The sequence below is a fragment of the Mesorhizobium sp. M0910 genome (assembly GCF_040319465.1).
In the GTDB taxonomy this organism is placed as follows: domain Bacteria; phylum Pseudomonadota; class Alphaproteobacteria; order Rhizobiales; family Rhizobiaceae; genus Mesorhizobium.
Map to the genome: position 1 here is coordinate 601,405 of NZ_JAMYNZ010000003.1, position 9,314 is coordinate 610,718.

At 62.3% G+C, this 9,314-nt stretch carries 13 protein-coding genes and 1 pseudogene; 3 read left to right on the forward strand and 11 right to left on the reverse strand.

Annotation, left to right across the window (positions count from 1 at the left end; genetic code table 11):
- Window positions 1-98 precede the first annotated feature (98 nt).
- Window positions 99-758, reverse strand: a complete 660-nt coding sequence (locus tag NKH78_RS10615; RefSeq protein ID WP_352475758.1) for a ThuA domain-containing protein — start codon at window positions 756-758, stop codon at window positions 99-101.
- An 11-nt stretch (window positions 759-769) separates the two neighbouring features.
- Window positions 770-1,867, reverse strand: a complete 1,098-nt coding sequence (locus NKH78_RS10620; RefSeq protein ID WP_352737265.1) for a Gfo/Idh/MocA family protein — start codon at window positions 1,865-1,867, stop codon at window positions 770-772.
- Window positions 1,868-2,131: 264 nt separating this feature from the next.
- On the opposite strand from NKH78_RS10620, the gene NKH78_RS10625 reads away from it, so the two are divergent.
- The gene (locus NKH78_RS10625; protein WP_352737266.1) at window positions 2,132-3,040 is read left to right on the forward strand and encodes a dihydrodipicolinate synthase family protein; all 909 of its coding nucleotides are present in this window, start codon (window positions 2,132-2,134) and stop codon (window positions 3,038-3,040) included.
- Here the strand turns inward: NKH78_RS10625 and NKH78_RS10630 are convergent, their stop codons facing one another.
- The 6 genes and pseudogenes from NKH78_RS10630 to NKH78_RS10655 form a co-directional block, all read right to left on the reverse strand.
- On the reverse strand, window positions 3,041-3,421 hold the full coding sequence (locus tag NKH78_RS10630; RefSeq protein ID WP_352737267.1) for a DUF1801 domain-containing protein: 381 nt from the start codon (window positions 3,419-3,421) through the stop codon (window positions 3,041-3,043).
- Window positions 3,422-3,529: 108 nt separating this feature from the next.
- A complete protein-coding gene (locus NKH78_RS10635) occupies window positions 3,530-4,000 on the reverse strand; it encodes a DUF1801 domain-containing protein (RefSeq protein ID WP_352737268.1) in 471 nt (156 codons plus the stop codon).
- Between the two features lie 4 nt (window positions 4,001-4,004).
- On the reverse strand, window positions 4,005-4,235 hold the full coding sequence (locus NKH78_RS10640) for a hypothetical protein (protein ID WP_352737307.1): 231 nt from the start codon (window positions 4,233-4,235) through the stop codon (window positions 4,005-4,007).
- Window positions 4,236-4,517: 282 nt separating this feature from the next.
- Window positions 4,518-4,742, reverse strand: a pseudogene (locus NKH78_RS10645) (VOC family protein); the annotation flags it as partial.
- A 46-nt stretch (window positions 4,743-4,788) separates the two neighbouring features.
- Window positions 4,789-5,199 (reverse strand): SRPBCC family protein, encoded by a 411-nt coding sequence (locus NKH78_RS10650; RefSeq protein ID WP_254818850.1) that lies wholly within the window; start codon window positions 5,197-5,199, stop codon window positions 4,789-4,791.
- Complete coding sequence (locus NKH78_RS10655; RefSeq protein ID WP_352737269.1) at window positions 5,196-5,519, reverse strand: ArsR/SmtB family transcription factor; 324 nt, start codon at window positions 5,517-5,519, stop codon at window positions 5,196-5,198. The genes NKH78_RS10650 and NKH78_RS10655 overlap by 4 nt, the downstream gene beginning before the upstream one ends.
- Before the next feature lie 193 nt (window positions 5,520-5,712).
- Between NKH78_RS10655 and NKH78_RS10660 the strand changes: the two genes are divergently transcribed.
- Together NKH78_RS10660 and NKH78_RS10665 are read left to right on the forward strand one after the other, a co-directional pair.
- The gene (locus NKH78_RS10660) at window positions 5,713-5,955 is read left to right on the forward strand and encodes a type II toxin-antitoxin system Phd/YefM family antitoxin (RefSeq protein ID WP_352737270.1); all 243 of its coding nucleotides are present in this window, start codon (window positions 5,713-5,715) and stop codon (window positions 5,953-5,955) included.
- On the forward strand, window positions 5,955-6,380 hold the full coding sequence (locus NKH78_RS10665; RefSeq protein WP_352737271.1) for a type II toxin-antitoxin system VapC family toxin: 426 nt from the start codon (window positions 5,955-5,957) through the stop codon (window positions 6,378-6,380). The genes NKH78_RS10660 and NKH78_RS10665 overlap by 1 nt, the downstream gene beginning before the upstream one ends.
- A 138-nt stretch (window positions 6,381-6,518) precedes the next feature.
- Here the strand turns inward: NKH78_RS10665 and NKH78_RS10670 are convergent, their stop codons facing one another.
- From NKH78_RS10670 to NKH78_RS10680, 3 genes are all read right to left on the reverse strand, one after another.
- Window positions 6,519-7,775 carry an RNA polymerase sigma factor gene (locus NKH78_RS10670; protein WP_352737272.1) on the reverse strand — a complete coding sequence of 419 codons (1,257 nt, stop codon included), beginning with the start codon at window positions 7,773-7,775 and terminating at the stop codon, window positions 6,519-6,521.
- Between the two features lie 85 nt (window positions 7,776-7,860).
- The gene (locus NKH78_RS10675; protein WP_352475767.1) at window positions 7,861-8,262 is read right to left on the reverse strand and encodes a YciI family protein; all 402 of its coding nucleotides are present in this window, start codon (window positions 8,260-8,262) and stop codon (window positions 7,861-7,863) included.
- A gap of 265 nt (window positions 8,263-8,527) precedes the next feature.
- The gene (locus NKH78_RS10680; RefSeq protein WP_352737273.1) at window positions 8,528-9,310 is read right to left on the reverse strand and encodes an ABC transporter ATP-binding protein; all 783 of its coding nucleotides are present in this window, start codon (window positions 9,308-9,310) and stop codon (window positions 8,528-8,530) included.
- Window positions 9,311-9,314 lie beyond the last annotated feature (4 nt).

Here is a 9,314-nt window from a genome sequence, read left to right on the forward strand (position 1 = left end):
ATGGCAGTCAATTGCTTGCCGCAGCCCAGTGCTGTGTCCGCGTTCGGGCGGCCGCCCTATGAGAGATTACAACGATACGTGGCGTTCAGATTGAACGGCTACGCAAGATCCGGGTTTCGGCTGGCCCAAAGCATGCCGCGCTCGAACATCGTACGCATTTGCGGCACTGCGAACTCGTCGGCGGTGTGGCCGAGTGCGCTGTAGAAGACGCGGCCCTTGCCGTAGCGGCGCTTCCAGACAACCGGCATGACGACGCCGGCGATGAAATCGAGATGCTCGCCGGTGAAAGTAGTCGTCGCCAGCACCTCGTTGGTCGGATCGACATGCATGTAATACTGCTCTGAACGGTACGCGAAGCCGTCGATGCCCTGCATGACCGGATCGTCTGGCATGGTGATATCGACGTGATAGTCGATGATGTTGCCGGGATGGGCGACCCACTGGCCGCCGGTCATGAACTGGTATTCCGGCTCGTTGCGGAAGCTGTCGCACATCGTGCCGTGAAAGCCCGCAAGGCCGGTGCCGGCCCCGACGGCGTTGGTCAGGTTTTGCAGTTCCGGCTTTTCGATCGTCGACATGGTGATCACCGGGACAATGAGATCGAGCTTGCCCAGTTGCGGATCGGCAAGCGCCGAAGTCCCCTGCTCCAGCTGCACGTCGAAGCCGTTGCCGGCCAGCATCTCCTTGACGATGTGGGCGCTACGGGCCGGCGTGTGGCCTTCCCAGCCGCCCCAGAAAATCAGTGCCGTCTTGCTCATCGTGTCATCCCCTATTCCAGAATTCCGAAAGGCAGATCGGCGTGCATTGGCGCCGGCCGCGCGCAGCCATATCTCAGGTCGATACGCCGCCCTGTCTCTGCTGAAGAGATGATCGATTCCATGATTTCCAGGACATGGAGGGAAAGATCGAGGCTGGCGCGGTGTTGCCTGCCTGAGACGATCGCCTGCGCCATGTCGGCGAGGCCGAGGCCCCGGTAATTGCCGTCGCCATAGGAATGGATCTGATCGGCCACCGTCCAGTCGCCCTTGCGCTGGCTGGTCCTGATGTCGCCCTGGAACTGATTGGGATCGGAGACGATCATCGAGCCGGTGGTCCCGTAAAGTTCGATGTGATTGTGTTCATGCTTCCAGACGTCGAAGCTGGTGGTGATCGAAACCGCCGCGCCGTTCTCGAATGCGAGCAGGCCGGAAATATGGGTCGGCACCTCGACCCGGATGGTTTCGCCCTGGCGCGGTCCGGAACCGATGGTGCGGGTGGGATAGGATGACTTCGCCTGTCCGGTCACGGATTTTACTGGACCCAGGAGATTGACCAGGCAGGTCAGATAGTACGGTCCCATGTCGAGCATTGGCCCACCGCCGGGCTGATAGTAGAAATCCGGATTGGGATGCCAGAGCTCGTGGCCGGGCACCTGCATGAAGGCAGAGCCGGCGACAATGGTCCCAACCGTATCCTCATCGACCAGCCGCCGCGCCGTCTGGTGGGAGCCGCCAAGAAAGGTGTCGGGTGCGCAGCCGACACGCACGCCCTTTTCGCGCGCGGCCGCGACGAGCCGCTCGGCGTCGCTGAGCGTCATTGCCAGCGGCTTCTCGGAATAGACGTGCTTGCCTTGCCCGACAGCCTGCAGGCCGACCGGCACATGATGCTGCGGCGTTGTCAGATTGAGCACGATCTCGACGCGCGGATCGGCCAACAGCGCGTCGACCGGCATCGCAGCCAGGCCGTAGGCCGCTGCCTTGGCCTCGGCTGCCGCCCGGTTGATGTCGGCGACGCCGATAATGTCGAGCACCGGGAATTGCGGCGATGCCTTCAGATAGGCATCCGAAATGTTGCCGCAGCCGATAATGCCGACACCGATCCTCCGCATGGGCTTCTCCTCAAAAGGCGGCATTGATGAAACAGCAGAACTCGTTTGTCACCCCCCTTTCGGCCGGACGCGGTTGTCCCGTGACAAGTGCTTACCTCGAGAGCCTCAGAACCGCCGCCCGATCACAATCGCGCGCTTATGCGCGAGCCGCTTGCTTTCGAGGTCGAACGGCCGGTACTCAGCAACACTGCTTCCTGTAGCTTGCTCGACATTTTGATGCCGGCTTTGAGCACAGCACAGATTTTCACCCGTAGAAGGACGCACATGATCCGCCCACAAGGAACCATCGCACCGATCCTGACGCCGTTCGAAAACGACGGCTGCATTGCCCGCGACCTCTGGATATCACACGCCAACTGGGTGCTGGATCAGGGAGCGCATTTCCTGTCGCCGTTCGGCACCACGGGCGAGGCGTTGTCCGTCTCGTTGCGCGTGCGCATGCAGGCGCTGGAGTGGCTGGTCGAGGCCGGCATTTCGCCAAGCCGGCTTATGCCCGGCACCGGTGTCACAGCACTTGCCGAGACTGTCGAGCTGACCGCGCACGCCGTCGGGCTCGGCTGTGCTGCGGTGATGGTGCTGCCGTCGTTCTTCTATACGGCCGCCGGTGACAACGGACAGGCCCGTTATTATGGCGAGCTGATCGATCGGGTGGCGAACCCGGCGATGAGGATGATCCTCTACCACATCCCGCAAAATTCCGGCGTAGCGGTGAGCCCGGCGCTGACCGCCCGATTGAGCGAAGCGTTTCCCGATGTCGTGGTGGCTTACAAGGACAGCGCCGGCGACTGGAACAACACCGCGGCGGTCATTGCGGCAGCCCCAAGGGTCGCGGTGTTCCCGAGTTCGGAAGCACAGCTGACGAAAGGCCTCGCCAACGGTGCTGCCGGCTGCATCTCGGCGACAGTCAATCTGAATGCCGCAGCGATCCGGGCCCTCTACGACGCAGTGCTGGCGGGAGAGGACACTACGGACGCGGATGCCGCCATCAGGGCGTTCCGCAAAATCATCCAGGACGCCGGCCTCATCACTGCGATGAAGGCAGTGCTGGCGGTACGGTCCGGCGACAGACGCTGGCTGAATCTGCGCGCGCCGCATGAGAACGCGACGCAAGCCACCGGCGAAGCCGTGCTCGCCGCTCTCGGCCCGCTAGCCGACCATATCGGCCGGAGCTGACTATCGGGCCGTGTTCAAGGCGGCAGCAGCGCGTATCAGCGCCTTGAACGCATTCTCATCTATGTCTTCGCCCTCACGGATATCGATGGCGCGCCTGGTGTTGCCTTCGAGGCTGGAGTTGAACAGGCCGGAAGGGTCCTGCAGCGAGGCGCCCTTTGCGAAGGTCACTTTCACGACGTTCTTGTAGGTCTCGCCAGTGCAGATTATTCCGGCGTGCGACCACACCGGAACGCCTCGCCACTTCCACTCCTCGACCACTTCCGGGTCGGCCTGCTGGATGAGGGCGCGGACATGGGAAAGCGTCTTGCCTCGCCAATCGCCCAGCTCGCTGATCCTCGCATCGATCAGCTGAGAGGGAGAGTTGCCTGCATTTCTTTCCATTGAGTCACTCTTCATCATCATTGTCGCTTTCCCTTGGTTGTTGCCGCTCGCCCGTCACATGAATACCGCTAGTCGGCACCGGATTTGCCGGGATGACTGGCATTCCACTCACATTCGCTCGCCTGGCAATTGGCTGGCTTGCTTTATCCAGTCGGCGAGTTGAGCTTCGTCGAGCAGGTCGTCCTCGTAGATATCGAGGTAGCGCACGTCCTTGTGCTTGGACTCACCGGGTGGGACGGGACGCAGCGACGCGCCGCGGAAGAAAGCCAGCTTGATGTACTTTGTGAAGCAATGGAAGTTGAGGAACCACCCCTGACCCTCTACGCCGTAGAAGGGCGAGTTCCATTTGACGGCCTTGCGCACGTCAGGGACGTTGCGCACGATGAGCGCGTCGAGGCGACGCCCGACGTCGCGTTTCCAGCCCGGCATGGCCGCGATGTAGGCCTGCACAGGAGCGTCACCATCACCCTTCGGGATCTGCGGGTTGCCGCCTGCGAGGAGGACCGGCTTGGCGGCTGCAGGCTTGGCGGCGGACTTCTTCGCGACCGCCGATGACTTGATGGGCGTCTTGTTGGCCATGCATTCACTCCAATGCGCCAGTGCCCCCCGCGCCGCGCCGCTTGGGCGCGTAAGGCAGCACGAACATGTACAGTCCGGTAAGCAGGAGCAAGCCGAGTGGAAACAGCGGCATGAGGTATACCCAGTAGGAGGGTTCCTTGCCTACTCCCAGGCTGATGAAGATGGCGGCGACGACCGCCGCAAAGATGATCGACAGCCAGCGGTGGATCTGCCGAACCCATTTGTTCCAATCCATTGAGACCTCCTCTGAAGACGAACCGAGCGGATCGGGCGGCCCGTTTGGCGGCTCCCGCCGGGCAGCCACGCCACTGAATGCGTGCCTTACCAGCGCGCCAGCTGTGTGATTTGAATGAGATTGCCGCAGTTGTCGTTCAGCTGGGCTATGATCGAGCCGGTTACTTCGGTCGGCGGCATGGTGAACTTGGCGCCGCGCGCTTTGATGCGCTCGTAGTCCCCCCTTGACGTTATCGGTGAAGAACATGACCGCGGGCTGGCCCTGCTGGAAAATAGCTTGCTGGTAGGTCTTTGCAGCGGGGTTGTCATTGAGCGCGAGTTGCAGCTCGGCACCGTCCGGCTCGTCGGGTGATGCGACGGTCAGCCAGCGAAACGGCCCATTGCTGAAATCGGCCTTCTTGGTAAAGCCGAGCGTTTCGGTGTAGAAACCCAGAGCCTTTTCCTGGTCATCCACGTATACTTTGGTCAACTTGATCTTCATTGGCTTGCCTCCATTATCCTCCGCCATCTGCCGCCCTGTAACAGAGCCCTTGCTTGAATAGCGCTGGCGGATCTCAGTCCGTTCGCGCCAGAACCTGCTCCAGATCGTCAAAGAACCTTGGCCAGCCGACTTTGGCACCTCGGAAGTAAGGCTGCTGATCCGGCCGGAAGCCGGACTGTTCCATGCGCAAGCGGGCGCCGGTGCTCGTGGGGGTGATCGTCCAGGAGACGACACTCTTGAGATCCTTGGTATTCCACGTGTAAGTCAGCGTTCTGTTCGGCTCGACCGTCTGGACCTGACATTCGACAGAGCCCCAGGCCGCGTGAAGGTTGAAACGGTGATCCGCGACAGGTTTGAAGTCGTTTTTCATAAGCCACTCCTCGATCAAGTGTGGTTGCGTGAGCGCGCGCCAGATCTTCTCCGGCGGATAAGCGATTTCCCGTTCGACAATGACGGAGAGCGTTTCGCTCGCTATTTCGTTCACTGGTCCATCCTTTTGAGCAGGTCCTCGAGGTCGTCGAACCGGCCCTGCCAGAACCCGGTCATCTGGCTTGTCCAGTCGATCAGGGGGGCAAGCGCGGCGAGCTGCGCGCTATAATGGGTCTGCCGTCCCGCATGGCGGTCGCGCACCAGCCCCGCCTGCCGCAAAATCCCGAGATGTTTCGACACGGCCGGTTGCGATATCCCGGCCTGAGCCGTCAGAGCGCCGACTGTCTGCTCTCCCTCGCGACACAGTCGCTCAAAAATAGCGCGCCGAGTCGGATCGGCAAGCGTTCTGAAGAGCACATCGTGAGCGTTTGGCATTGGGATAGATAACCCGTCGGCTATTGATCAATGCATAACCACCGGGATATGTGTGAGTCAAGCGGGAAGCGGCATATTTCTCGTTGCAGGAGCGGTCACCTGCTTCGCTCACGCAGCCAGTTGCTCATTCGCCGTGCACTGGAATTGTCACACGTGATGCGCTATATGACCATCTACATGGTCAGGAGCTGACATGGACGCGGTCAATCTGGCGGACGCCAAGGCACATCTGAGTGAGCTCATCGACCGGGTCGAGGCTGGAGACTCGATCGACATAACCCGGCGTGGCAAGCTGGTCGCCAGGCTCACGGCCGTGGCCCGCCCTCGCAAACGGATCGACGCCGTCCTGCTCCAATCCCTGACCGCAACCATGCCTCTGCAGGCTCAGGCTGCCGCCGATCTGGTGCGATCGATGCGAGATGGCGATCGCTATTGATGTCCTATCTCGATACTTCGCTGATCGTCGCGGCGCTATCCAACGAAGCCATGACCGCGCGCGTTCAGGGCTGGCTGGCGGAGCAGGACCCAGCGCAACTTGTGATCAGCGACTGGACCATCACCGAGATGTCCTCCGCCATGGCGATCAAGCTTCGGACCGGACAGATCGACTTGGAGCAGCGCGCGGCTGCGCTCGCGATGTTCAATAAGCTGGTCGCTGAGAGCTTCACCGTGCTGCCGGTGACGGGCGGGCATTTTCAGGTCGCCGCGAAATTCGCCGATCAGCATATGCTCGGGCTTCGTGCTGGCGACGCCCTGCACCTCGCGACGGCATCGGAGCATGGCGCCACAGTGTGGACCCTCGACCAGCGGCTCGTCGAGGCAGGACCGATTCTCGGCGTACCGACGCAGTTGCTGGCATGATCAAGGCCTCTCCTCCAAAATGAATATACCCAAGCTGCGTTGCGAGTTGCTCACGCTCATTGAAGGGAGCTGGCCGGGAGCGAACTGACGGCTTTCGATGTTGCCCTAGCGGCGCGTCGGGCACGCAGAGCGATGCTGTCAACCACAAGCGTCTGCACGGGCGAGGAGAAAGGCCGCTTCGCGCGCGTTGCGGGTGAGCTTGGCCGCAGCCTCGAATTCGGCGCGGGCCTCGGCCAGCCGGCCGGCCCGAAACAGAAAATCGGCCCTCGCCGCCGGCAATGGCGCATAATTGCGCAAGGCGGCGGCGTCGGCAATCTCGTCCACCAGCCGCAGGCCCGCTTCGGGCCCGAAGGCCATGCTGTGGGCGACCGCTCGATTGAGATCGACCACCGGCGAGGGCATCACTGCTCGTAGCCGGTCGTAGAGCGCTGCGATGCGGGGCCAGTCGGTATCGGCCGGACTGCGCGCCCGCGCGTGACAGGCTGCAAGCGCGGCCTGCAACACATAGGGGCCATCGCCCCCGAGAGCTTCGGCACGGGCCAGCGCGTCAAGGCCCCGGCGGATCAGCAGTTGGTCCCAGCGTGCGCGGTTTTGCTCGGTCAGGGTCGAGAGGGCGCCGTCCGGCCCGATGCGTGCGGGCAGGCGCGATGCCTGGATTTCCATCAGAGCCAGCAGACCGAACACCTCGGCATCCTCGGCCATCAGACCCGCCAGCATGCGGCCCAGCCGTTGTGCCTCCAGGCACAGGCCCGGCCGGACAAGGTCGTCGCCGGCCGTGGCAGCATAGCCTTCATTGAAGATGAGGTAGATGACCTCCAGCACCGAGGAAAGACGCACTGCACGCTCGGCACCGCGCGGCACCTCGAAGCTAAGCCCCGCCTTTCCGATCGTCCTCTTCGCGCGGACGATGCGCTGGGCGATCGTCACCTCGCTCGACAGGAAAGCACGGGCGATCTCGTCCGTCGTCAGGCCGCCGATGACACGCAGCGTGAGCGCTGCGCGAGCGTCGGCCGAAAGTATCGGGTGGCAGGCTGTGAAGATGAGGCCCAGCAGCTCGTCGCCAAGATCGTCGTTCATGGCCATTTCGTTTCCCTCGGCCGTACGGTCGCACTCGCCGTCCAGCTCCCGGGCGATCTCCTCATGCTTGCGCTCGCGCATCTTGTCGCGACGGATCGCGTCGATGGCGCGGCGTTTGGCGACCGTCATCAGCCAAGCGCCGGGATTGGCCGGAACGCCGGTCCTGGACCATTCGGAGAGGGCTATGACCAGGGCGTCCTGCACCAGTTCCTCTGCAAGGTCGACATTGCGCACGAGGCGGGCCAGGCCCGCAATGAGCCGGGCCCGTTCAATGCGAAAAATCGCCTCGATCGCCTGGTGCGTCTCGCCTGCGGTCATGCCGCCTTGTCGGCCAAAGCCACAATGGAGGCAAGCAGGTTGCGGCCGACAGGTTCAGTTGCCGCTGCGCTTCTCGCGCGTCCGGTCACGGATTTCCGTGACCTCCGGCGTCAGATTCCCATTGCCAATCAGCCATCTCGTACAGCGGCCGGATTTCGATCTCGCTCGGTCCCGGCATGGGATTGGGGCAGCGCTTCACCCAGGCGACCGCCTCGTCCATGTCCTTGACTTCCCAGAGCCAAAAACCGGCGACCAGTTCGCGGGTCTCGGCGAAAGGCCCGTCGATGACCGTCCGGCGGGGACCATCGAACGCAACGCGCTTGCCCTGCGAGGAGGGCTTGAGGCCGTCGGCGTCGAGCAAGATGCCGGCATTGCGCAGCTCGTCGTTAAATCTGCCCATCGCCTCCATCGCCTCTTTCGCCTCGGGCGTCGGGAGAAAGCCCTTTTCGCTATCCTCGGTAGCCTTCACGAGCACCATCACACGCATCGTCTGTCTCCTTGTTTGAGCCGGCCTCACCGACCGGCAGCGAAACGACGAACGGAGTTTAGGAAATCGACATTGTCCTGCAGATTTTTTTTCGAGCTTGAAGAGAAAGATGCCGATGGCTGCTCCCCTGGTCAGGGGTCGCGATGGCGCGATATCGAGATTGGGCGCTACGCTGGTCGCGGATTGTAAGTAATTCTACGCTAAAGTCCTCCGCGTCCAGCCGCGTTGGTTCCGCTCTTGGACCCGACACGCATGAGTGGCCTGCCTAAACCATTTCGGGACGTTTAGAAGCCTCGCGGATCGCCTTGTGCACGCGGCGCTGCAAATCCATGAAGGCCGGAGTTTCCATGACCTCTTCCCGGCGCGGGCGCTCGATATCGACATTGAAGGTCTGCATGATGCGTCCCGGCCCGATCCCCATCACGACGATGCGGTCCGACAGGTAGACGGCTTCTTCCACATCATGGGTGACGAAGAGCACGGTGAGCCTGTGCTCCTCCCAGATCTGCGTCAGGAGTTCCTGCATCTGATGCCTGGTCAAGGCATCGAGCGCGCCAAAGGGCTCGTCCATCAGAAGCATTTTGGGTCGATAGGAAAGGGCACGCGCTATGGCCACGCGCTGCTTCATGCCGCCAGAAAGCTCAGATGGATAGCGATTGGCGCTATGAGGGAGCTTGACCAGATCGAGATGCTCGCGCGCTATCCTGCGGCAGGTCGCGCGGTCATGACCCGCGGCCTTGAGCGCGAACTCGATGTTCTGCTGCGCCGTCAGCCAGGGAAGCAGGGTGTAGGACTGAAAGACGACGCCGCGGTCGAGGCCCGGCCGCAGGATCGGCGCACCATCGATAGCAAGATCTCCCGCCTCGAAATCCTGCAGTCCGGCAACGATCGACAGCAGCGTGCTCTTGCCGCAACCCGACGTGCCCACCAGCGAGACGAACTCGTTGTCGGCAAGATCGAGATTGATATCGCGCAGTACTTCCGTGCGCCGCGCGCCCGTGCCGAAGCTTTTGTGGAGGCCTTCGATCCGCAATTTGGGCAAACTCATCGGC